The sequence below is a fragment of the Acinetobacter sp. 18QD2AZ41W genome (assembly GCF_009829025.1).
Lineage (GTDB): Bacteria > Pseudomonadota > Gammaproteobacteria > Pseudomonadales > Moraxellaceae > Acinetobacter > Acinetobacter pseudolwoffii.
In genome coordinates this window covers 285,377-309,069 of sequence record NZ_WURP01000002.1, presented here as the reverse complement: position 1 = coordinate 309,069, position 23,693 = coordinate 285,377, and the positions used below count along the sequence as shown (strand labels likewise).

Genomic DNA, 23,693 nt, shown 5'->3' with positions numbered 1-23,693 from the left:
TTTAAAAGTGATAACCCAGTTTTAAGCCCATGATCCAGGCACTATTATCAGAAACAGCAGATAAACCTGCAATCTGAGGCATAAGTGACTCAGATGTTGAGACCTTAGGTTTTTGAAATTTTAAATAATAGAATCCTGTGGCAATATCCCAAGTATCTTGAATCTTGTAAAGATGACCTAGTCCAATACCCCAATATCCATCACTCGGATTTAATGTCGAAGCTGGATTTCCTGTACCGGAATCCCATAAGAGTTCGATAGAATTTATGCCAAAGGAGGGCCATTGATGCGCCAGACCGATTTTGGCAGACCATTGATCCTCACGATAATCAATCATCCTGAATGATTCTAATTCTGGGAATTCTAAGGCAGCATAGTCAATCACTACACTGAATTTAGGCGGCTGAATGACAAAATTTTGCCAGTTTAACCAGCGTAATGTGCCATAAAAGGCATTTTGATAAGGCAATCCTGTTTGAAAATCCAGATGGATGGATTGAGGGGTTTGAATCTGGGTATAGGGGGAGGGATTGGTGCCTACGACAATCGATTCAGCAGTTTTATGATGGTGAGCAATGGCTGAACGGTAAGTCAGCGCAGTTCTAAAAAAATATTCGGGTAGTTGATAACTGAATCCTGCAAGCCAGCCCCAAGCGGGATCTTGTTCAAATGTAGCCCGATAACGATTAAATATATAAAAGGTTTGCCCGGATAAATATAAGCTTCCTTCCAGACTTTGATAACTTAGCCCTGTATAAAAATTCCAGTGATTATCCGGTTGGAAGCCGATTAATGATGTGAGATTGTGGCTATCAAACTGGATAGTCGCGGCTTCAACAGAAAGCGCTTCACCTGCAAAAACAGGATTATAACTATAAGCCACATCTACATGATAAGGCTGATCATAAATCAGTCCCCATGACAGTTGAGGGTGAAGCTGTAATTTTAAGGCAACATTAGAGATAAATTGCGTACTGGCAAGTTGGCCCGTAGAAAAGTCAGTAATACCCAGTTGTTGCAGCTGCTCGGTATGCTGTACCTGACCGCTAATATCAGGGCGAACCCAAGCCAATGAAATTTCAGCATAATGATTTTTTTCAAAAAAAGACTGAATACTTTGATTGGACTGTTCAAAAGCAGCGCTATAACCTGACCCAGAAAAAGCGCAGCCCATACAGAAAAGAGCAAATTTGCTGTCGATCATATTGGTATAATTCAATTTATTATTAATGTGATTATGCTTGATATTTATACAGATTATCCACTTGAAAATAATAAAGAGGCTCGCTGGCCTCTTTGACTGAAAACTTATATATTTTTATTCGTCTGGATAGGCGACTTTTTTAAGCGCTTTAATATCGGCATCCGGCGAGCACAGGGAAATAAACTCGTAGCCATAACCACGTAGTAAATGTCCTTTACGTACCGCAATCCAGGTGGTATTCATGCCAAAAATATCCGTTTTAATCTGCTTTAAACGGTAATCACGCTCCGGGTCATAAGCGACATCGTTGACAATGCCGACGCCCATATTCATTTCCACATAGGTTTTAATCACATCGGCATCGAGTGCGGACATGACGATATCGACATCAAAGCCGGCTTCTTCAAAGGCGGTATCAATCTTGGAGCGACCGGTAAAACCACCATGATAGGTAATAATCGGGTAATGGGCCAGATCTTCGATCCGGATCTGATCTTTAGTTGCAAGTGGATGATTTTGCGGCGTAATAATACTATGTTGCCAGTTATAATAAGGTACGCTGGCCAGATTGTCTTCAGTCGTCAGTGCTTCGGTTGCAATACCGATATCGGCTTGACCTTGCAGCAGCATTTCCGTGATTTCTACCGGGCTGGCCTGTTGCAGAATCAAATGTACTTTAGGAAATTCTTTTTTAAATTGGCTGACAATCGGCGGTAGCACATAGCGCGCCTGGGTATGCGTGGTGGCAATGGTCAAGGTACCTTCATCAACTTTATTAAAATCATCAGCCAGACGCTTAATATTATCGGCATCGACCAGCATGCGTTCTACAATTCCTAATAGTGCCTGACCCGGCTCGGTTAAACCCAGTAGACGCTTACCCTTACGGATAAACAGCTGTACGCCAAGCTCATCTTCCAGATCTTTAATATGCTTACTTACTCCAGACTGCGAAGTATAAAGTGCAGCTGAGGCTTCAGTTAAATTAAAGTTCTGTCTAACCGTTTCTCGTATAATTCTTAATTGTTGGAAATTCATAATTCTCTTTACCCTAGAAGAGGATGGGGCATTTCGAAGCCCCATCTTTTGGTCTTAAGCGACCTGATTTTCAAATAAATGCAAGTTCACCGCACTTAACCACACGGTTTGATTGGGGCGGAATTGGTGTGCTCTTGCTTCATCAGGTGTCAGTAAAATTTCAATCAAGTTACCCTGACGGTCATTCAGTTCTGCAACGACTTTACCCGCAATCCATAATTCACGTATGAAGGTGGCCTGAATGGCATTGTCTTGTGGCTGTGCATGAATGCGCAGCTCATCAGGACGTGCGAATAAAATCACTTCACCTTGAGCAGCATTTTTTGCGCCATCAAAGTGAATGCGATCTTGCCCGAGCTGAATAATGCCGCCGTTGTTCTGGCCTTCAAAACGATTGGCTTGACCCAAGAAATCAAACACAAATGGGGTTGCCGGCGTTTCATAGACCTCACGTGGCGAACCGATCTGTTCGACATTACCTTTGTTCATCACCACAATCTGATCGGCCACTTCCAGCGCTTCTTCCTGATCGTGGGTCACAAAGATCGAGGTGATGTGCAACTCATCATGCAAGGTACGTAACCAGCGACGTAATTCCTTACGGACTTTGGCATCCAGTGCACCGAAAGGTTCATCTAGCAACAGCACACGCGGTTCAACGGCTAAGGCACGTGCCAATGCAATACGCTGACGCTGGCCACCTGAAAGCTGAGCAGGGTAACGGTCAGCCAGAAAACCCAGCTGAACCAAATCAAGTAAACGCGTAACACGTTTTTTAATTTCCGCTTCAGATGGACGGGTTTTACGTGGGCGAACACGCAGACCAAAAGCAATATTGTCAAATACCGTCATATGACGAAACAGGGCATAATGTTGAAACACGAAGCCGACTTCACGTTCACGTACATGAACATTGGTCGCATCCTGACCTTCCAGAATGACCTGACCGCCATCTGCAGATTCTAGACCTGCAATAATCCGTAGCAGCGTGGTTTTGCCGCAACCTGATGGGCCGAGCAGGGCCACCAGTTGACCATCTGGAAAATCCAGCGAGATATTTTTAAGTGCATGGAATGCACCAAAGTGTTTTTCAATATTTTGTACTTGAATACTCATGTTGGCATTCCTTAAGAAACTGTAGAATCTTGATTACGTTTGTCCTGTTTTTCCTGGCGCAGTTCCACCCATGTTTTTAAAATCAGGGTGACAATTGCGAGGAGAGCCAGAAGCGAAGACACGGCAAACGCAGCACTAAAGGTATATTCGTTATAAAGAATTTCGACGTGTAGCGGTAAAGTATTGGTTTCACCGCGGATATGACCGGATACAACCGATACTGCACCAAACTCACCCATGGCCCGTGCATTACACAGAATCACGCCGTAAATCAGACCCCATTTGATATTTGGCAGGGTCACTTTCCAGAAAGTTTGCCAGCCAGATGCACCGAGCACAATCGCAGCTTCTTCTTCTTCCGTGCCTTGTGCTTCCATTAATGGAATTAACTCACGAGCCACGAAAGGTACAGTAATAAAGATGGTCGCCAGGACAATGGCAGGCACTGCATAAAGGATCTTGATGTCATTGTCCATTAGCCAGGACCCCATCCAGCCTTGCGTACCGAAAATCAGTACCAGCATTAAACCGGCAATCACGGGAGAGACCGAAAATGGCATATCAATCAAGGTGGTCAGGAAGGATTTACCCCGAAAGTTAAACTTCGCCACTGACCATGCTGCAGCTACACCAAATACCACGTTCAGCGGTACGGCGATTGCAGCAGTCAAAAGTGTAAGTTTGACCGCAGATAAAGTATCCGGATGCACCAATGCCTGTGTATAGACACCAATTCCCTGTTTAAAGGCTTCCACAAAAACCAGAATCAAAGGCAGGATCAGGCAGCTCAAGAAAAAAATCAGTGCAATAGTGATCAGGGTATAACGTACCCAGGTTGGCTCACGGGTTGCATCACGGGATTGCAGTTTTTCAGCCAGTGCATTGCTGTTGGTATTCAAACTCATCGTGCAGTTCTCCCGGTACGGCGGCTGGCCCAAGCTTGCAGTAAGTTAATCAGGAACAGCAGGACAAATGAAATCAGCAACATCACCACCGCAATTGTGGTTGCACCGGCATAATCATATTCTTCTAAACGGGAAATAATCATCAGTGGGGCAATTTCTGTTTCAAAAGGCTGATTCCCGGCAATGAAGATCACCGAACCATATTCACCAACACCGCGAGCGAAAGCTAACGCAAAGCCAGTGATAAGCGCAGGAAGTAAAATCGGGAAAATGACCTTGGTCACAATTTGCAAGCGATTTGCCCCGAGTGCAGATGCAGCTTCTTCCAGTTCGGTTTCCAGATCACTGAGTACTGGCTGTACGGTACGAACCACAAAAGGCAGACCAATAAAGATTAGAGCCAGCGTAATACCAATCGGGGTATAAGCAACCTGAATACCAATCGGTTCAAGATACTGACCAATCCAGCCAGTCGGCGCATATAAAGAGGTCAAGGCAATACCGGCCACCGCTGTTGGCAGGGCAAAAGGCAAATCGACCAAGGCATCGACAATACGTTTGCCCGGGAAGCTATAACGTACCAGACACCAGGCCAATAACAGGCCAAACACCACATTCACCAGCGCAGCAATAATGGCTGCACTGAAACTGAGTTGTAGTGATTTTTGAATACGTTCAGAGCTCAGGATTTCCCACAAGCCTTCCCAGCCAATGCCCAGTGATTTAATAAAAACAGCAGACAGCGGGATTAAAACGATTAATGATAAATACGCTAGGGTAAAGCCTAGAGAAAGACCAAATCCTGGCAGCACTCGGGATCGCTGCGACATGATGACTCCTCAAAAGAGAGAAAGCTGGTTAAAACTAACCAGCGAAAATTAAAAAAAGAAATTGGACACAAGCATAATTTGCAACGACTAAAATGCAAATTTGAAATAATACTTGCTGTCATCAGTATTGCTGATATGTTGCATAGTCTTTTCTGAAATCAAATACTGGGCAAGTTCAGGAAAAGGGCCAAATCCTGAAGCGACATTGACATGCCCCACCTGTCCGAGATTAATCGGTTTGAGTTTCCAGGCTTTGGCCAGAAACTGGGCGTCTGCATAGCTTAACCAGGGATCATTTTCACTGATTAATAACGTGGCCGGAACCTGAATCTGCACTTGCTGAAAATAATGGCTGTAATCGGTCTGGCTGTTACGAACAAAACCATTTTCCCCAAAACGTGCCGGATTGGCCGGCGCGACCAGAATCAGCTTTTTAACTTTAGCAGTCAATTCTGGATGTTGTGCCAGTGCTGCGACCGAGGTTAAACAGCCAAAGCTGTGCGCTACAATCTGTACATCATCTTGAATATCTTGCAGGGCTTTGACAAATTCAGTGATCCATTCCTGCAAAACGGGATGATTCCAATCTTTTTGTTGCACACGAGAGCATCGACTGAGCTGATGTTGTAAGCATGTTTGCCAGTGATTGTATTCGCTACCACCTACACCTGGAACAATAAGCGTATGTATCATGTCGATGCTCCTGTCAGATCAGCTGCGAATTACTTCGCGCTGTTTGCCTTCACAATCTGGTCGAAAATACCGCCATTCTCAAAATGCGCTTTTTGCACTTTTGCCCAGCCGCCAAACTCCTGATCAATCGTTACCAGTTTGAGTGGTTTGAACACATGATTATATTTCTTTAAAGCTACTTCACTGCGTGGGCGATAATAATGTTTGCCTGCCAGATCTTGCCCCAGTGGTGAGTACAGGAAGTTTAAATAACCTTGAGCCAGATGCTTATTGCCTTTTCTCGCTGCATTTTTTTCTACAATCGCCACTGGCGGTTCAGCCAGAATAGACAGACTTGGCGTGATAATTTCAAACTTACCTGGTTGCTCACGAATCGCTAAGTACGCTTCATTTTCCCAGGCCAGCAAGACATCACCGATCCCGCGCTCGGCAAAGGTGGTAGTTGCACCACGCGCACCTGAATCCAGGACTTTGGTGTTTTTATAAATTTGGCGAACAAATTCTTGTGCAGTCGTGTCATTGCCACCGGCCTGATGTTTGGCCCATGCCCATGCCGCCAGATAGTTCCAGCGCGCGCCACCTGATGTTTTCGGATTCGGGGTAATAATGCCGACACCCGGTTTCACCAGATCGCCCCAGTCTTTAATCCCTTTGGGGTTGCCTTTACGCACCAAAAATACGATTGTTGAGGTATACGGTGTCGAGTTTTGTGGCAGTTTCTTTTGCCAGTCTGTTGGCAATAATTTGGCTTTTTCTGCAAGCACATCAATATCGGCTGCGAGGGCCAAAGTCACCACATCTGCATTCAAGCCATCAATAACAGAGCGGGCCTGTTTACCAGAACCACCATGGGATTGCTTGAAGTTAATTTTTTGACCCGTACGGCTTTCCCAATATTTGCCAAAACTCTTGTTGACATCTTCATACAATTCACGTGTCGGATCGTAGGAAACATTCAGAAAATCACGTGCTGAAGCACCCAATGAGGTTGCCGAAATCACAGCAGCCAGAACCCCAAGTTTTATTATTTTTGAAATACTCATTAGAAACCTCAATTTCTTACACGTTTTGTAACATAGCTGCAGAATAAACCTATTCTTTATGCGTAAAAAATAAATAAAAACGAATTTTATATGAAAAAAAAAGATAAGACAGAGCTGAAGTTATTGAAATGAGAATGGCCTTATCAATAAAGGCCATTGTTTCTGCTGGACTGCCTCATTATTTCGTATGATTTGCCTTTACAATTTGATCAAAGATCCCGCCATTATCGAAATGTGCTTTTTGTACCTTGGTCCAGCCACCAAATTCTTTGTCGATGGTGACTAACTTTAAAGGTTTAAATACGCTGCTATATTTCTTTAATACTTCGCTATTACGTGGACGATAGAAATTCTTCGCAGCCACAGTTTGCCCCGCAGGAGAATACAGATAATTCAAATAAGCTTTGGCCAGGTTTTCATTGCCATCTTTCTTGGCGTTTTTCTCTACAATTGCCACCGGTGGCTCGGCCAAAATTGACAGACTTGGCGTGATGATTTCAAATTTACCCGGCTGTTCACGAGTAGCGAGATGGGCTTCATTTTCCCAAGCCAGTAATACATCACCGATCCCGCGCTCAGCAAAAGTGGTGGTGGCTCCACGTGCGCCTGAGTCCAGCACTTTGGTCTGTTTATAAATTTGACGCACAAAATCTTGTGCTTTGCTGTCATTGCCACCAGGTTGATGTTTGGCCCATGCCCATGCCGCCAGATAGTTCCAGCGTGCACCGCCAGAAGTTTTCGGGTTTGGCGTAATGATCTCTACTCCAGGTTTCACCAGATCTCCCCAATCTTTAATCCCTTTTGGATTGCCTTTTTTGACCAGAAAGACGATGGTGGAGGTATAGGGGGTCGAGTTTTGCGGGAATTTTTTCTGCCAGTCTTTAGGCAGCAAACCTCTCGCTGCAATTTCATCAATGTCGGCCGCCAGCGCGAGGGTCACGACGTCTGCATCCAGACCATCAATCACAGCACGGGCCTGTTTACCTGAACCGCCATGCGACTGTTTATAGTTCACGTCCTGACCCGTGGTTTTTTTCCAGTATGCGCTGAATTCCTTATTAAAATTGTCATATAATTCGCGGGTTGGGTCATAAGACACGTTCAGGAAATCTTTTGCAGACACACTGAAAGCAGTGGCCGAAACCAGTGCAGCCAATACCCCAATTTTTAATTTACCAATATTCATTTTTGCCTCAATTTTTTTAGCTTTTGTTGGACAAGGCAAGAATAGCTGGAGATATTTTGCATAAAAAATAATTAAAAATGCATTTGATGTGAGTAAAAGAGATAAATCGATGGAGCTTATCTCTCAGTACTCAATTGTTGATTTGAGAGGCAATAAAATATGCTCTGTTTGAAAAATGCGAAACATGTCAGTGGGATAGAAGTACTCGATCGGGCCTTTCATTATGGTGATGGCTGTTTTAGCACGGCCCGGATTCGACAGGACCGGGTGGAATTATATGATCGTCATCTGGCACGTTTGCAGCTCAGTAATCAAAAATTAAGTTTGCATGCTGATTTAGCTCTGATTGCAGAAAGTTTAGAACTTTTACGTGAATCAGAAAGTCAGCTGAATGGAACATTAAAGATCGTGCTGAGTCGTGGAGTCGGCGAGCGGGGCTATAGTTTGCCAGAGCATCCGGCGGATCTGTGGGTATTTTATTATCCTCAAGCCCTACATGATTTAAAGTATGAACAGATCCAAAGTGGGGTATTACAGCAGGCACTGGGATTGACCATGCCGGGTCTGGTCGGACTAAAAACCTTGAATCGCCTGGAGCAAGTTTTGCTCAAGCAGGAGGCGGATCAGCGCGGTTGGTCTGAGGCACTGGTGACAGATGTACAGGGCGGGGTTGTCGAAGGGGTGAGCAGTAATTGTTTCATTTGTATAAACAATACATGGATTACGCCGGAACTTCGTTATAATGGCGTCTTTGGGGTGATGCGTGCAGAAATTCTACAACGGATGCAAGATCAGGGAATTGCCTGTCAGCAACGTTACATCGATATGGAGGAAATAGCCCATATTCAGAGTCTGTTTTTTTGTAATGCGCTAAACCCGATGAAAATTGTCACTCAATTTGAGCAGCGATCCCTGGATGGCGATGCTTGTATTGAACTTTTTAACCGTCTTCGATTAAATCAGATGTCTTAATATGTCAGCTTCCAAGTCTAAAGCCAAAAAGAACAATACAGCCAAATTTTCGTCACTTTTCAAAGGAATTGCCTTCGTCCTGATTGGACTTGCCTTGATTTTGGTACTGGTCTTAAAAAGTAGTTTGTGGAAAGACTATCCTGTAGACGGACAAAAACAGCTGCTGGCGATTGGGTCAGGGGAAACCTATTCTGGTTTTATTGACCGTCTGGCCAAAGGAAAACAGGTCAGTTTCCCGATTATTCTCAAGCTTTATCAGCGCATCCTGATTCATGACACCATGAAAGCTGGCGTATATGAAGTGCGCCAGGGCATGAGCATTCGTCAGGTTCTGGATATGATCTCCAATGCTGAAAATGCCCAGATGAACCGGATTTTGGTGATTGAAGGAACCACATTCAAACAGCTGATTGATGCTTTGAAGAAAGATGATCTGGTGACCAAAGAAGTGTCACATTTGCCAACGGCACAACTCCTTAAAGAGCTCAATATTCCATTTTCACATCCTGAAGGTCTGTTTGCACCGGATACATACTTCTTTGCTAAAGGTGAAACTGACCGTAAAATTTTAACCAATCTGTATCAGCGCCAGATGAAGGCACTGGATCAGGCCTGGGAAAAACGCGTGACTGATCTGCCCTATCAGAATAAATATGAAGCGCTGATCATGGCGTCGATCATTGAAAAAGAAACCAGTGTGGATAGTGAGCTAGAACAGGTTTCTGGAGTGTTCGTGCGCCGTTTAAAAATTGGCATGCGTTTACAGACCGATCCTACCGTGATTTATGGAATGGGCGATGCCTATAATGGCAATATTACCCGCAAGGATTTACGTACGCCGACGCCGTATAACACCTATACCATGTCTGGTTTTCCGCCAACGCCAATTGCACTGCCAAGTAAGAAAGCCATTGAAGCAGCCATGCATCCGGATAATTCTGACAACCTTTATTTTGTCGCCACGGGCAATGGCGGACATACGTTTACGACCAATCTGAATGATCACAATAAAGCAGTGCAGGAGTATCTGACCATTTTACGCTCGAAGAATAAGGAATGAGTATGTTTATTAGCTTTGAAGGCACAGAAGGTGTAGGTAAAACCACACTCATTCGTTCGATCTATGACGATTTTATGGCCCAAGGCAAAGATGTGATGCTTACGCGCGAGCCGGGTGGTACGCCGATGGCCGAGCAGATCCGAGCACTACTTCTGGCTGTGAATCATGAAGAAGCGATGGCGCATGATACCGAATTACTATTGATGTATGCGGCGCGTGCCCAGCATTTGGCACAAGTCATTCTGCCAGCCTTAGCAGCCGGAAAAATTGTACTCTGTGACCGTTTTACTGATGCCAGCTTTGCCTATCAATGTGCAGGTCGTGGACTCAGTGAAACAAAGCTGCAGTTATTAAATGATCACTTTGTGGCACGTATGCCGGACATCACCTTCTGGTTAGAAGCACCGATTGAACTGGGAATGAACCGGGCACGCGCGCGTGGCGCACTGGATCGCTTTGAACAAGAGAAAGTCACTTTCTTTGAGAAAGTAAGAGCCGGCTATGAAACGTTGTGGCAGCGTCATCCGGAACGGATCAAACGTCTGGATGCAACCCGTACACCGGAGCAGGTATTCGAGCAGGCTTTAAGTTATTTGAAGTCTGGTTTAAATTGAAATCCTGTTTATTTTAATTTTCACTAGGTAAATGTGTGAAAAATCTTCTATATTGAAGGCAATATAGAAGATTTTTTTAATAAGATGAAAACGACCAAAACCGAAATCCAACAATTTTTACAACAAGAATTTCCACAAAGCCTAGAAAAATGTAGGATCGAAGCCGTTGTTCCACGCGGCGCAACTTTGCTGTATCAGGTTAGCGCACAAGAGTTGCGTCCGGGTGGTACTGTTTCTGGCCCAACCATGATGACCTTGGCCGATCTTGCCTTATATGTCGCTATTCTGGGCGAAATTGGCCTGGTGGGTTTGGCTGTCACCACCAATCTGAATATCAATTTTCTCCGTAAACCTTCAGGTGGCACGGATTTGCGAGGAGAGTGCAAGCTTATTAAAGTCGGTAAAGTTCTGATTGTCGGGGAAGTCTGGATTTATTCAGTAGACCTTGATGAGCCAGTGGCGCATGTTACTGCGACTTATGCCATTCCACCTCAACACTAAACACCTGAAGAATAGAAGTTCAGTGATATAAATAGCCTAAGCTTAATTAAGTAGGTGAGCGCTAAAAGACAGGGAGATATGATTTAAAAATCATATCTCCCCAATAATCTAAATATTGACCAAGGGTGTTTCTACTTCAAAATTCACCGGATTTAGAATGGTCTTGCGTAATTCAGGCAATAATTCCGGATAGTCCAGCGTGAAATGCAGGCCACGAGATTCTTTACGCTGCATGGCACAGCGCACAATCATTTCTGAGACCAGCACCAGATTGCGAAGCTCGATCAGGTTTTTGCTGACCTGATAATCTTGGTAATACTCGGTGATTTCTTTTTTCAGCATTTCAATACGATGCAAGGCACGTTCCAGACGTTTGGTGCTGCGCACAATACCGACATAGTTCCACATGGTCTGACGTAGCTCATCCCAGTTTTGCAGAATCACCACATCTTCATCCGGATTGGTTACCTGTGAGTCATCCCAGATGGGTACGGGCGGAAAGGCATAGTCAGCATTGAAATGAGATTCGATATGCTTGGCTGCACTCATGCCATACACAAAGCATTCTAAAAGTGAGTTACTGGCCATTCGGTTAGCACCGTGCAGACCAGTATAAGAGGTTTCCCCAATTGCATATAGACCTGCGATATCAGTCTGGCTATGTTCATCGACCACAACGCCACCACAGGTGTAATGGGCTGCAGGTACCACTGGAATCATATCTTTGGTGATATCAATACCCAGTTCCAGCAGGCGGGCATAAAGCGTAGGAAAATGTTCTCTAACAAAGCTTTCATCCTTATGGGTAATATCCAGCCAGACATGCCGAATACCCAAGCGCTTAATTTCATAGTCGATTGCGCGTGCGACAATATCGCGTGGTGCAAGTTCGGCGCGCTCGTCAAAACGCAGCATAAAGCGTTCGCCATCGGGCAGACGCAGATAAGCCCCTTCGCCGCGCATTGCTTCAGTGATGAGGAAGGAGCGCGCTTGTGGATGATAGAGACAGGTCGGATGGAACTGGTTAAATTCCATGTTAGCCACCCGGCAGCCGGCACGATAGGCCATGGCAATGCCGTCACCCGTGGCAATATCTGGATTTGACGTATAAAGATAGGCTTTCATTGCACCGCCACAGGCAAGGGCGGTAAAGGGCGCTAAAAAAGTATGTACTTTTTCATTTTTTTCATCCAGCACATATAAACCTAGCGCGCGGTTTTCACCGTCTAGGCCAAGTTTATGTGAACAGATCAGATCAATCGCAATATAATTTTCAAAAATAGTGATATTTGATTTTTCTTGGGCGCGTTGTACCAAAGTAGTCGAAATTGCACGACCTGTGGCATCGGCAGCATGAATAATCCGGCGCTGTGAATGGCCGCCTTCACGGGTGAGATGCAACTGTTCCTGTTCATCCAGAGTAAATTGCACACCGTGTTTTAGCAGAAAGTCAACTGATGGTTTGCCCCCTTCTACCGTCTGTTTGACTGCGTCCATTTCACATAGCTGTGCACCTGCAATCATGGTGTCATCAATATGCTGTTCAATCGAATCCATTTCATCGAGTACTGCAGCAACACCACCTTGCGCATAAAAGGTGCTGGCATCTGTCAGGGTGGATTTCGCTAAAACTGCAATATTAAAATGGTCCGGGAGCGATAAGGCTAAACTTAAACCGGCACCGCCACTGCCCACAATAATGACGTCAAATTGATGGGTAAGGGATGAATTAGACATGTCCATCAGCTAATTTTAAAAAAAGTTTGGTAATAACAGCGCTTTTTTGTGCAAAAGGCAAGCGTTGAAACGCTCATTTATTAATGAAAAAAATTAATCAAAGCCTTAACTTAGTGTTTTAATAATGAGATATTGTCCAGATTGAAGCATTGAAACATATTATTACTTAAACTTTACAATGTTTGTGATAAAACCTATTTACATAAATTTATCAACAATTTGAGTGAATAATTTATATGAAAATTCTAGACTTAAAAAAAGGATTATTTGCAGCGACCCTGACCATGAGTGCTGCACAGTTGCAGGCTGTCACACCGGTTGATTTTTCAAATCTGGTCGAGCAGGTCAGTCCTGCCGTGGTCAGTGTCAATGTCGTGAAAAAAATGAGCGAAGAAGAACTCTTACAACAACAAGTTCCGGAAATTCTGCGTCGCTTCTTTGGCAATCAGGTGATTATCCCGCAGCAGCGCATGCCACAGGAAAAAACCGGCTATGGCAGTGCATTTTTTATCAGTAAAGATGGCTATCTGCTGACCAACCATCATGTGGTTGAGGATGCATCTAAAGTCACCATTACCCTGAATGATCGCCGTGAAATTGATGCTACTGTGGTGGGAAGTGATGCACGTACCGACGTAGCTTTACTTAAGGTCACAGGTTCGAATTTTCCAGAATTGCGTACCGGGGATGTAGGCCGCTTACGTGTCGGTGAGCCTGTGCTTGCGATTGGTTCGCCATTTGGTTTTGATTATTCGGCCTCTGCCGGAATCGTCAGTGCCAAAATGCGCAACATGATGGGTGAAACAGCAGTGCCTTTTATCCAGACAGACGTGGCCCTTAACCCGGGTAACTCTGGTGGGCCTTTATTTAACCAGCATGGTGAAGTAGTCGGGGTGAACTCGCGGATCTTCAGTGGAACCGGCGGTTATATGGGGCTCTCCTTCTCGATTCCGATTGATGTGGCCATGGAAGTGGCAGAGCAGCTGAAAAAGAATGGTAAAGTGACCCGTTCCTATCTGGGGGTCAGCTTGCAGGATATCGACCGTAATCTGGCAGAGTCCTACAACCTTTCTAAGCCCGAAGGCTCCTTAATTACTCAGGTTGCACCAAATTCACCCGCTGCACGTGCCGGTCTACGTGTCAGCGACGTGATTTTAAAATATAACGGCACTGCGATTTCACGCACCAGTGAATTATTAAACTATCTCAACCGTACTGCACCTCAGCAACAGGTACAGCTGGAGGTTTTACGTGATGATAAGCGCCGTAATATTTCAGCAACCTTAAGTACCGCACCGGATGATACCCCTGCAAAAGCCGGAGCACAGGCGCAGCCGAGCAAAGGACCTGTAATTGGTGTGGCTATTCGTGATTTAAGTTCGCTAGAAAAGGATCGACTGGAGATCAAAGGCGGGGTCATGATTCAGGATGTTCGTTCAGGTGGCATTGCCGCACAGGCGCGTATCATGCCAAACGATGTGGTGACGCATATTAATAACAAGGCAGTATTGAACGCAGAGCAATTTGTACAAGAAGTTTCTGAGTTGAAGAAGGGCAATGTGGCACGCGTTACGCTCATGCGCCAAGGGCAGCGTGCGATTGTCGGAATGCGTATCTAATTCTATTTAGATTTTTAAATATAAAAAACCGCTTTTGATGGGCGGTTTTTTATTATTTGCAATTTACCCAGCCTATAAATTCGGTAGACTCTATTCAGTTGAAAATAATGGAAAGGATAAGAGAAAAGTGACAGCTATTTTTGATCTTGCGTTAAAGGTGCAAGCTGAACATATCGATGGCTTGGGCCATGTCAATAATGTGGTCTATGTACAGTGGATGCAGGAGGTCGCCACAGCCCATATTGAAAAATTGGGATTGGGGTTAAAGGAATATGTGGAACTGAAACATGCCATGGTGGCAGTTGAGCATCAGGTGCAATATCGCAAGGCTGCTTTCGAGGGCGATGAAATTATTTTGCGAACCTGGTTGAACGATATCAATGCACTGTATTCATTTCGCCAATATGCATTTTATCGACCACAGGATCAAAACCTGTTATTTACAGGTAGTACGCAGTGGGCCTGTATTGAAATGGCCACTGGGCGTCCTAAACGCATGTCGCCTACCTTTACCCAAGCCTATCAACCTCTTTCTGATCAGATCAATCCTTATGATTTTTCAATAGTGTATCTAGATCAATAAGCGCTCACTTCTTTGGCACAGAGTTAGATATTTCAATCAGGTTTAGCAAAAACATGGTGTGATTTTCAAATTTTCATTGCAGTGATTGAGCTTGAGATCGCTGGACAGGTATTTTGGCAGAGTGGACAAAGCTAAAAATATAATTCTTTTTCTAGATCACCATTCTGCTATAATCCTTCGCAATTTCTATTCGGCTTTTGTTATGTAATATTTTTAAATTACATAGCGCGTTTTTTCTCAAGGTAACCCATGGCGCAAGCTAAAAAATCTGTTGATATTAAAAACATTCGTAACTTCTCGATTATTGCGCATATTGACCACGGTAAATCGACCCTCGCAGATCGCTTTATTCAGACCTGTGGTGGTTTGCAAGATCGTGAAATGCAGGCTCAAGTCCTCGATTCTATGGAGCTTGAGCGCGAACGTGGGATTACCATTAAAGCCACTTCGGTGACGCTAAACTATACCCATCCAAATGGTGAGGTTTATCAGCTGAACTTTATTGATACGCCGGGACACGTCGACTTCTCGTATGAAGTGTCGCGATCGCTCGCAGCCTGTGAAGGTGCTTTATTAGTCGTTGATGCCGCACAAGGTGTGGAAGCACAGTCTGTCGCCAACTGCTATACCGCGATTGAGCAAGGTCTGGAAGTACTGCCTGTACTGAACAAGATCGATTTGCCACAAGCTGAACCTGAGCGTGTGATTCACGAGATTGAAGAAATCATCGGCATTGAAGCGACAGAAGCACCGACATGTTCAGCCAAAACCGGTCTGGGCATTGAAAATGTTTTAGAAACCCTGGTGAATGTGATTCCGGCACCTGTGGGTGATCGCGAAGCGCCGTTGCAAGCGCTGATTGTAGATTCATGGTTTGACAACTACCTTGGGGTAGTTTCTCTGGTACGTGTAAAGCAGGGTCGTGTGCGTAAAGGCGACAAGATGTTGATGAAATCAACAGGTCAAACGCACATCATTACTTCTGTGGGGATCTTTAACCCGAAACATACTGAAACAGGCATGTTGGAAGCAGGCGAAGTCGGCTTCGTGATTGCCGGTATTAAAGATATTTTCGGTGCGCCGGTGGGTGATACCATTACCTTGGCAACCACACCTGAAGTTGCAACCCTACCGGGCTTTAAAAAAGTAAAACCGCAGGTTTATGCCGGTTTATTCCCGATTGATGCCAGTGACTTTGAACCGTTTCGTGAAGCTTTACATAAACTGCAAATTAATGACTCGGCCTTGTTCTTTGAACCGGAAAGTTCGGATGCACTTGGTTTTGGTTTCCGCTGTGGCTTCTTGGGCATGCTACACATGGAGATTGTACAAGAGCGTTTAGAGCGCGAGTATGATCTTGATCTGATTTCTTCTGCGCCCACCGTAATTTATGAAGCGGTGATGAAAAATGGCCAGACGATTTATATCGACAGCCCATCTAAAATGCCGGATGGTTCAACCGTAGAAGATTTACGTGAACCGATTGCCGAATGTCATATTTTAGTACCGCAAGAATATCTGGGTAATGTCATGACCTTGTGTATCGAGCGCCGTGGCATACAAAAAGACATGAAATTCCTCGGCAATCAGGTGTCGATTACTTTTGAAATTCCAATGGCAGAAGTGGTCATGGATTTCTTCGATAAATTGAAGTCTTGTTCACGTGGTTTTGCATCCCTCGACTATAACTTTGTCCGTTTTGAAAGTTCTTCATTGGTAAAAGTAGATGTACTGATCAATGGTGAAAAAGTCGATGCTCTGGCAATGATCTGTCACCGTAATGACGCGCGTCATCGTGGCATTGCGCTGGTGGAAAAAATGAAAGACCTGATTCCGCGTCAAATGTTTGATGTGGCAATTCAGGCGGCAATTGGTGCGCAAATCATTGCACGTTCTACTGTAAAAGCCATGCGTAAAAACGTATTGGCCAAATGTTATGGTGGTGACGTGTCACGTAAGAAAAAACTTCTGTCTAAACAGAAAGAAGGTAAGAAACGCATGAAGCAGGTGGGTAGTGTCGAAATCCCGCAAGAAGCGTTCCTCGCTGTGTTAAAAGTCGAACGCTAGAAGAATAAGGATATAAGCCCATGGATTTTGATTTTAATTTGATTCTTGTTCCTGCGACGCTGTTTTTTGTCGCACTGTGGTTGCTTGACAAGTTTGTCCTGAAACAAAGACAAACTCGCGGCAAGGGCAATGAAAATTTTATCATTACCTGGGCTTATGACTTTTGGCCAGTACTGACGATTGTACTGGTGCTGCGTTCGTTCTTGTTTGAACCGTTTAATATTCCATCGGATTCAATGGTGCCAACCCTGGAAACTGGGGACTTTATTCTGGTGAATAAATTTGACTATGGGGTGAAACTGCCTATGGTCAACACTAAAATTATTGATACTGGCAGTCCAGAGCGTGGTGATGTGGCAGTATTCCGTTATCCACCACAACCGACCATCAGTTATATCAAGCGTATTATTGGTTTACCCGGTGATCATATTGTCTATGATCATGGTCAGTTGAGCATCAATGGTGAACAAGTAGCGAAAGTTCCAGTGGAATTTAGCCGTGAAAAAGATCGTCTGGATACACCCAATGCCATTTATCATAAAGAAACTTTAGGTCAGCATAGCTTTACCATGCGTGAGCTGGAAGGGGTCAATGTCGCGCGTCAGGCGCCTTATATTAACTTTGTGGAAAATGGTAAATATTCAAGTGAAAATGGTTTATATTGGGAAGTAAAGGTGCCAGAAGGTCATTACTTTGCGATGGGGGATAATCGCGATCAGAGTGCTGACAGCCGTTTCTGGGGGCTTGTTCCGGAAGAAAACTTAACAGGTCGTGCATTCTATATCTGGATGCATAAAGAACCTGGCTTTAAATTGCCATCGTTTGGTCGCAACGGGACAATCGATTAATTGTTTCAATCAGGAAAATAAAAAATGAGACATCAACAAGGTGCTTCGTATATTGGGATTTTATTTGCAATCGTGGGGTTTGCATTTCTAGCCAAAGTAGCGATTGCAGTGTGGGGACCCTACTTTGATGATCGTATGGTCGATGGTGAAATTGAGGCGCTGTTAAAAAGTGCGCCAGCCAATATAACACCAGAAAAATTCCGTCAGCAGATGGATCAGCGTTTATCAATGAATAATATTCGCGATCTGAAGTTTGATGAAATTGCCAAAGTTATCCATACCGATGGTTTGCAGATACACAAGAATTATGAAATTCGTAAAAATTTCATAATGAATATCGATTTAGTGATGAAGTTTGAGAAAAATTTTGATCAAAGCGCAGTCAAAACTCAATGATGAACGTCTTGCCAGACGGATCGGTTATCAGTTTAAACAAGCTGAACTGCTCAAGCTGGCACTGACCCATCGTTCAGTCAGTCATAAACAAAACTATGAACGCCTAGAATTTCTAGGCGATTCTCTTTTAGGGATGATCATTGCGAATTATCTCTTCACTGCCTACCCAAGCGAAAACGAAGGCCGGCTGACGCGTATGCGTGCCACCTTGGTTCGACAGGAAGCATTGGGGAAAATCGCCAATGATTTAAAACTCAGTCAGAGTTTAATTCTCAGTACCGGTGAATTGAAATCTGGCGGTCATCATCGCGAGTCTATACTGGCAGATACTGTAGAAGCCATTATTGGCGCAATCTATGTGGATTGCGCTGATCTCACTGTGTTAGAGCCGATTGTGTTAAAATGGTATGAACCGTATTTGGATCATATTGAGCCGACCGATCAGCTTAAAGACCCTAAATCACGTTTACAAGAGTATCTACAAGCACGTAAGAAACCTCTCCCAGTTTACGAGGTTGTAGATATTCAAGGTGATGCCCCTAATCAGCATTTTAAAGTGGAATGTGAGATTGAGGGATTACCGACCATGCAGGGTGAAGGCGCCAGCCGACGTTTTGCTGAACAAGCCGTTGCGGCAGATATTTTAAAACTTTTGGAGCATAAGTCTTAATGACTACTCATTCCGATCACATTGATGCTGATCACGAGTCGCAAAGCGACAGTCACGACCTGGTAAATCAATTTTTTAGCGCACAAGGCACCGAAATTCCGTCGGATTATCGCAGTGGTTTTGTCGCTATTGTAGGTCGCCCGAATGTGGGTAAATCTACCTTAATGAACCATATTTTGGGTCAGAAACTCTCAATTACCTCACGTAAACCGCAAACTACACGGCATAAAATTGTCGGGATTGATTCGCGTGAAAAGTCTCAGGCGGTATTCGTGGATACGCCGGGGATGCATAAAAAGGAAGTACGTGCCATCAATAAAATGATGAACCGTGCTGCCCATTCGGCTTTACGTGATGTGAATCTGGTTTTGTTTGTGGTGGATGCACAGAAGTGGACGCCGAATGATGATCTGGTACTGGAAAAGCTGAAAAATGCTGAAATGCCGGTGATTCTGGTGATCAACAAATTAGATACTTTTGAGAACAAGAACGAAGCTTTACCACTGATTCGTGAGCGCGAAAAGCTGATGAACTTTGCGGAAATCGTACCTGTTTCTGCACTTCGTGGTGCCAATCTTGAGCATTTACGTGACACGATTGCCAAGTATCTGCCGTTCCAGCCGCCATTGTACTCCCTGGATCAACTAACTGACCGTTCAGAGCGTTTCCTGGCTTCTGAAATTATTCGTGAAAAGATCATGCGTCAGCTGGGTGAAGAACTGCCATATGATTTAACCGTGCAGATTGAATCATTCAAAACTGAACAGCCAGTGATGAATGAAAAGACTGGTCGTATGAAGCCGGCCTGTACCTATATTGATGCTACGATTTTTGTCGATCGTCCAAGCCAAAAAGCCATTGTGATTGGTGAGAAAGGCGTTAAGCTGAAAAAAATCGGTATGGATGCACGTCTCGACATGGAAAAAATGTTCGAACAGAAAATCATGCTGACCCTTTGGGTGAAAGTCAAAGGCGGCTGGTCTGATGATGAACGTGCATTGAAAAGCTTAGGTTATAGCGATATCTAAGTTATAAAATTAATAAGCCCCTTTAAGGAATTTCGTGATGATGAAAGTGTTGGCAGTGCTTGCATGTGTTTTATTCTTGCAAGGCTGTATCCATAAAGTGGTCACGGTTCCTGTCAAGGTGGCTTATAAAACCACAAAAGTCGCAGTCAAAGGCACTGCGGCTGTTGTGGGCGCAGTCATCCCGGATGGAGATGACGACGATGATAAAAAATCAAAAAAAGATAAGGATTAAAGTGTCCGCTTATGCGTAACGAAGTACTGCATGGTTATCTGATTCATCATCGTAAGTACCGTGAGCGCAGCCATATTGTGCATTTATTTACCCAGGAATACGGTCGTATGGATGGCATTCTCCGGCAAACACCGCCGCCGCAATATCAGCCCATCAGTTTGCAAGCCACCGGAAAATCAGAACTCAAAAACTTTACCAAACTGGAAATTGTCAATCAGCCGATTTTCTTTTTTGGCGATGCCTTTTTTTCAGGCTTTTATCTGAATGAAGTCCTGTTGCGTTTGTGCCCCCTAGAAGTGGAAATGCCGCAAACCTTTGCCAAATATGCAGAGACATTAACTGCATTGCAGCAATTATCAGAACAATCTAATCCCAATTTATACTTAAAACAGATTTTGCGGCAATTTGAACATATCTTGCTGGAAGAACTCGGTTATGGTCTGGATTTTTCCCTAGATGCTCATCAGGTACAAATCGATCCGTTACAACACTATTATTTTCAGCTCAATGCCGGTTTTATGCCATCGGCCAAAGCATTACGCTCTACCATGTCAGGTCAGCAGATTTTAAGTATGCTAGATCATGAAAATGGTGGGGATTTTAATCCGGAACAGTTACAATTGTTGACGAAACTGTATCGACAGGTGATCACGGCCTTATTGGGTGATCGGCCATTAAAAAGTCGGCAACTCTGGATTCAAAACTCTCAATCTCAAACGTAGTTAGGAAAAGATTATGGCTGCATTACTTGGTGTCAATATTGACCATGTCGCAACATTAAGACAAGCACGTGGTACAACGTACCCAGACCCAGTCAATGCTGCATTGATCTGTGAGCAGGCCGGGGCAGAGGGCATTACCTTGCACTTGCGTGAAGACCGTCGTCACATTCAGGATGAAGATGTGCGTCGTATGCGTCCTGCACTGAAAACCCGTATGAACCTCGAGCTGGCGGTAACAGATGAGATGGTCGCTTTTGCCAAGGAAATTAAACCGCATCATGTCTGTTTTGTCCCTGAAAAACGTCAGGAAGTCACCACTGAAGGTGGTCTGGATGTGGTGACCCATTTCGAATCAGTCAAAGCAGCTACGCAAGAACTGGCGGCGATTGGTTGTGATGTGTCTTTGTTTATTGATGCCGACTTTGCCCAAATTGATGCAGCAGTTGCTTGTGGTGCACCGACCATCGAGATTCATACTGGGGCTTATGCCGATGCAGAAACGCCTGAAGCCCAGCAGACTGAGCTTGAGCGCATTATTAAAGGCGCTGAATATGCCGCATCGAAAGGTCTGGTAGTGAATGCCGGTCATGGTTTAAACCTCGATAATGTAACGCCAATTGCGGCGATTCCACAAATTCATGAACTTAATATTGGCCACTCATTAATTGCAGATGCTGTATTTGTAGGTCTGGCACAAGCTGTTCAGCAAATGAAAGCTGTGATTAAGTCAGCACGTTAAGATCAGAATCGTTATGTCAAATATTAATTATGATGAACTGATGCAGCCGGTGATTGCTTTCCTGGGGTGTGAAACGCCCAAGGCATGGCTGAATGTGGCAGTCGAAAATCTTGAAATCTTGATGCAAGATCATGCTAATTGTGAGAAAAAAGCAGCCAGCACGGCCATGAACCTGATGTTTCGCTATAGTTACTTTGTCGATTTACAGGTGAAGCTTGCGCAGTTAGTGCGTGAAGAAATGCTGCATTATGAACAAGTGCTTGAACTGATGAACAAGCGCGGTCAGGCCTGGCAGAATTTGAGTGCAGGGCGTTATGCCGGTGGCTTGCGCAAAGAAATCCGGACTTTTGAACCTGAAGCCTTGATTGATGTCTTGGTGATTGGTGCTTTTGTGGAAGCACGCTCTTGTGAGCGTTTCTACGCGCTGGCTTCGCGTGTGGATGATGAGTTGGCACGTTATTACCGTTACTTGCTTAAGTCTGAATCTCGTCACTTTGAGGACTATCTGGCTTTGGCGATGGATGTGGCGACCACGGCAAAATTGAAAAATCCGCAAGAGGATATTCAAAGCCGGATTGATCATATTCGTAACGTTGAAAAGCAGCTGATTCTGACACCAGATGACACTTTCCGTTTCCATAGCGGTGTTCCGGCTCAAGCGGCTTAATTGCAGTGAACATTTAAAAATCCTCCGTTCATGGGGGATTTTTTATATCCAGAGCAAATATATAAATGAGAATTATTTACATCTACAGACTTAATCCATAAAATACAGCAGATTTCTTAATAACGATGATGAAATAATGAATAAGCTGGTAAAAGTCATGCCTTTTTTGATCTTTGGAGTGATCAGCAGTACAGCCTTTGCACACTATCCTTATGTTGCCCCACTAAGTTATCAAACTTTTAACAATCACACTGCGATTGTATCTGGCTTTTATGACAATCCATTTGCCTCGGAAGTGGCGATTAAAAACTTTAAGTTTCATTATCATACGCCTACAGGCCAAAAGATTTATCTTGCAGATGATGCATGGACCAAAACACAAACCCTAAGTAGTTATAGTCTGGAAAATAAACAAGAGGGTACCTATCGGATTCGTGGCGAGAAACAGGGGAATAGCCTAAAGTATGCACAGGTTGCTCAAAAATGGAAAATGGTTCTAAGTGCTGTTCCAAAAGCCAATCAAGCCGCCAATCAAAATGTGATTTATCAGCAAGCGCTGAAGAAAAACATGCCACAGAAAACTGTGCAGACTATCGATATTATTGAAACCTTTGTCTCACGGCGTGTGACGTCGAATCAGGTCATTCAGCATATCCATGCTGGCTTTGATGTTCAATTTATCACGCATCCAAATGCATTTAAAAAATCTCAAGCGATTCAATTGAAAGTACTGGATGATAAAAAAGGAGTTGCGAATTTAAACGTTGAGATTTTGGCACAAACGACAGATTTTAGTCGTGATAAAAAAATCTATAAAGCGCTCACAACAGATGCGCAAGGGTTACTCAACTTTAATATGCAGGAAAAAGGCCAGTACTTAATGAAAATTGATTATCAGCAGCCTTTCGAAATAAAAAAGAATGATTTAAAGCGTTATAAATATACCTTGGCTTTTAATGTAATGGATTAAGCCAAAACGAGCCTGAAATCATTCAGGCTTGTTTTATAAAATATTAAACGAAAAAAGCCCACTTCGTTATGAGTGGGCTTTTTAGTATTTGGCTCTCCAACCTGGGCTCGAACCAGGGACCTGCGGATTAACAGTCCGTCGCTCTACCGACTGAGCTATTGGAGAATCTGAAAGCGATTATAGAGGGATTTTGACAGGGGTCAAGCAAAAACTGTCATATTTATAACAAATTCAGCCTGTCTGTTTTTAATTT

25 protein-coding genes and 1 tRNA gene are annotated in these 23,693 nt (G+C 44.1%); 16 read left to right on the top strand and 10 right to left on the bottom strand.

Going from position 1 to position 23,693, the window contains the following annotated elements; all coding sequences use genetic code 11:
* Window position 1: 1 nt before the first annotated feature.
* The 8 genes from GVV58_RS04495 to GVV58_RS04460 all read right to left on the bottom strand — a co-directional run bounded on the left by GVV58_RS04495 (window position 2) and on the right by GVV58_RS04460 (window position 8,015).
* Window positions 2-1,204, bottom strand: a complete 1,203-nt coding sequence (locus tag GVV58_RS04495) for a transport of long-chain fatty acid (RefSeq protein ID WP_171502629.1) — start codon at window positions 1,202-1,204, stop codon at window positions 2-4.
* 114 nt (window positions 1,205-1,318) lie between these two features.
* Window positions 1,319-2,242, bottom strand: a complete 924-nt coding sequence (locus GVV58_RS04490; RefSeq protein ID WP_005097573.1) for a CysB family HTH-type transcriptional regulator — start codon at window positions 2,240-2,242, stop codon at window positions 1,319-1,321.
* Window positions 2,243-2,296: 54 nt separating this feature from the next.
* Window positions 2,297-3,358 (bottom strand): sulfate ABC transporter ATP-binding protein, encoded by a 1,062-nt coding sequence (locus tag GVV58_RS04485; protein WP_005097572.1) that lies wholly within the window; start codon window positions 3,356-3,358, stop codon window positions 2,297-2,299.
* Between the two features lie 11 nt (window positions 3,359-3,369).
* Window positions 3,370-4,263, bottom strand: coding sequence for a sulfate ABC transporter permease subunit CysW (gene cysW, locus GVV58_RS04480; RefSeq protein WP_005097571.1), 894 nt, complete (start codon window positions 4,261-4,263; stop codon window positions 3,370-3,372).
* Entirely contained in the window at window positions 4,260-5,093 is an 834-nt protein-coding gene (cysT, locus tag GVV58_RS04475) for a sulfate ABC transporter permease subunit CysT (RefSeq protein ID WP_005097570.1), read from the bottom strand. The genes cysW and cysT overlap by 4 nt, the downstream gene beginning before the upstream one ends.
* A gap of 87 nt (window positions 5,094-5,180) precedes the next feature.
* Window positions 5,181-5,786 (bottom strand): alpha/beta hydrolase, encoded by a 606-nt coding sequence (locus GVV58_RS04470; RefSeq protein ID WP_005097569.1) that lies wholly within the window; start codon window positions 5,784-5,786, stop codon window positions 5,181-5,183.
* Between the two features lie 29 nt (window positions 5,787-5,815).
* Window positions 5,816-6,829 carry a sulfate ABC transporter substrate-binding protein gene (locus GVV58_RS04465; RefSeq protein ID WP_159516071.1) on the bottom strand — a complete coding sequence of 338 codons (1,014 nt, stop codon included), beginning with the start codon at window positions 6,827-6,829 and terminating at the stop codon, window positions 5,816-5,818.
* A 178-nt stretch (window positions 6,830-7,007) separates the two neighbouring features.
* Window positions 7,008-8,015 carry a sulfate ABC transporter substrate-binding protein gene (locus GVV58_RS04460; protein ID WP_159138201.1) on the bottom strand — a complete coding sequence of 336 codons (1,008 nt, stop codon included), beginning with the start codon at window positions 8,013-8,015 and terminating at the stop codon, window positions 7,008-7,010.
* Window positions 8,016-8,174: 159 nt separating this feature from the next.
* Between GVV58_RS04460 and pabC the strand changes: the two genes are divergently transcribed.
* The 4 genes from pabC to GVV58_RS04440 all read left to right on the top strand — a co-directional run bounded on the left by pabC (window position 8,175) and on the right by GVV58_RS04440 (window position 11,162).
* Window positions 8,175-8,987 (top strand): aminodeoxychorismate lyase, encoded by an 813-nt coding sequence (gene pabC / locus GVV58_RS04455; protein WP_159516070.1) that lies wholly within the window; start codon window positions 8,175-8,177, stop codon window positions 8,985-8,987.
* Between the two features lies 1 nt (window position 8,988).
* Complete coding sequence (gene mltG, locus GVV58_RS04450; protein ID WP_159516069.1) at window positions 8,989-10,047, top strand: endolytic transglycosylase MltG; 1,059 nt, start codon at window positions 8,989-8,991, stop codon at window positions 10,045-10,047.
* Between the two features lie 2 nt (window positions 10,048-10,049).
* Window positions 10,050-10,661 carry a dTMP kinase gene (gene tmk, locus GVV58_RS04445; RefSeq protein ID WP_074383333.1) on the top strand — a complete coding sequence of 204 codons (612 nt, stop codon included), beginning with the start codon at window positions 10,050-10,052 and terminating at the stop codon, window positions 10,659-10,661.
* 84 nt (window positions 10,662-10,745) lie between these two features.
* A complete protein-coding gene (locus tag GVV58_RS04440; protein WP_005097561.1) occupies window positions 10,746-11,162 on the top strand; it encodes a PaaI family thioesterase in 417 nt (138 codons plus the stop codon).
* A 108-nt stretch (window positions 11,163-11,270) separates the two neighbouring features.
* Here the strand turns inward: GVV58_RS04440 and nadB are convergent, their stop codons facing one another.
* Window positions 11,271-12,899 (bottom strand): L-aspartate oxidase, encoded by a 1,629-nt coding sequence (nadB, locus tag GVV58_RS04435; protein WP_005097560.1) that lies wholly within the window; start codon window positions 12,897-12,899, stop codon window positions 11,271-11,273.
* 236 nt (window positions 12,900-13,135) lie between these two features.
* Between nadB and GVV58_RS04430 the strand changes: the two genes are divergently transcribed.
* The 12 genes from GVV58_RS04430 to GVV58_RS04375 all read left to right on the top strand — a co-directional run bounded on the left by GVV58_RS04430 (window position 13,136) and on the right by GVV58_RS04375 (window position 23,440).
* A complete protein-coding gene (locus GVV58_RS04430) occupies window positions 13,136-14,518 on the top strand; it encodes a Do family serine endopeptidase (protein ID WP_005097559.1) in 1,383 nt (460 codons plus the stop codon).
* A 127-nt stretch (window positions 14,519-14,645) separates the two neighbouring features.
* Window positions 14,646-15,101, top strand: coding sequence for a thioesterase family protein (locus GVV58_RS04425; protein ID WP_100355707.1), 456 nt, complete (start codon window positions 14,646-14,648; stop codon window positions 15,099-15,101).
* 249 nt (window positions 15,102-15,350) lie between these two features.
* A complete protein-coding gene (gene lepA / locus GVV58_RS04420) occupies window positions 15,351-17,168 on the top strand; it encodes a translation elongation factor 4 (protein WP_005097556.1) in 1,818 nt (605 codons plus the stop codon).
* 20 nt (window positions 17,169-17,188) lie between these two features.
* Window positions 17,189-18,016 carry a signal peptidase I gene (gene lepB, locus GVV58_RS04415; protein ID WP_005097555.1) on the top strand — a complete coding sequence of 276 codons (828 nt, stop codon included), beginning with the start codon at window positions 17,189-17,191 and terminating at the stop codon, window positions 18,014-18,016.
* Window positions 18,017-18,040: 24 nt separating this feature from the next.
* Window positions 18,041-18,412, top strand: a complete 372-nt coding sequence (locus tag GVV58_RS04410) for a DUF4845 domain-containing protein (protein ID WP_005170117.1) — start codon at window positions 18,041-18,043, stop codon at window positions 18,410-18,412.
* Window positions 18,384-19,082, top strand: coding sequence for a ribonuclease III (rnc, locus tag GVV58_RS04405; protein ID WP_005097550.1), 699 nt, complete (start codon window positions 18,384-18,386; stop codon window positions 19,080-19,082). Before GVV58_RS04410 ends, rnc begins: the two co-directional genes overlap by 29 nt.
* A complete protein-coding gene (era, locus tag GVV58_RS04400; RefSeq protein ID WP_005097549.1) occupies window positions 19,082-20,110 on the top strand; it encodes a GTPase Era in 1,029 nt (342 codons plus the stop codon). Before rnc ends, era begins: the two co-directional genes overlap by 1 nt.
* 37 nt (window positions 20,111-20,147) lie before the next feature.
* Window positions 20,148-20,342, top strand: coding sequence for an NF038104 family lipoprotein (locus tag GVV58_RS04395; protein ID WP_005097547.1), 195 nt, complete (start codon window positions 20,148-20,150; stop codon window positions 20,340-20,342).
* Window positions 20,343-20,353: 11 nt separating this feature from the next.
* Window positions 20,354-21,064 (top strand): DNA repair protein RecO C-terminal domain-containing protein, encoded by a 711-nt coding sequence (locus GVV58_RS04390; protein WP_074383331.1) that lies wholly within the window; start codon window positions 20,354-20,356, stop codon window positions 21,062-21,064.
* A 13-nt stretch (window positions 21,065-21,077) separates the two neighbouring features.
* On the top strand, window positions 21,078-21,803 hold the full coding sequence (gene pdxJ / locus GVV58_RS04385; RefSeq protein WP_159516068.1) for a pyridoxine 5'-phosphate synthase: 726 nt from the start codon (window positions 21,078-21,080) through the stop codon (window positions 21,801-21,803).
* A 13-nt stretch (window positions 21,804-21,816) separates the two neighbouring features.
* The gene (locus tag GVV58_RS04380; RefSeq protein WP_159138194.1) at window positions 21,817-22,470 is read left to right on the top strand and encodes a tRNA-(ms[2]io[6]A)-hydroxylase; all 654 of its coding nucleotides are present in this window, start codon (window positions 21,817-21,819) and stop codon (window positions 22,468-22,470) included.
* 136 nt (window positions 22,471-22,606) lie between these two features.
* Complete coding sequence (locus GVV58_RS04375) at window positions 22,607-23,440, top strand: DUF4198 domain-containing protein (protein ID WP_100534825.1); 834 nt, start codon at window positions 22,607-22,609, stop codon at window positions 23,438-23,440.
* An 89-nt stretch (window positions 23,441-23,529) separates the two neighbouring features.
* Here GVV58_RS04375 and GVV58_RS04370 read toward each other — a convergent pair.
* Window positions 23,530-23,605 (bottom strand) — tRNA-Asn (locus GVV58_RS04370).
* Window positions 23,606-23,693: the final 88 nt, after the last annotated feature.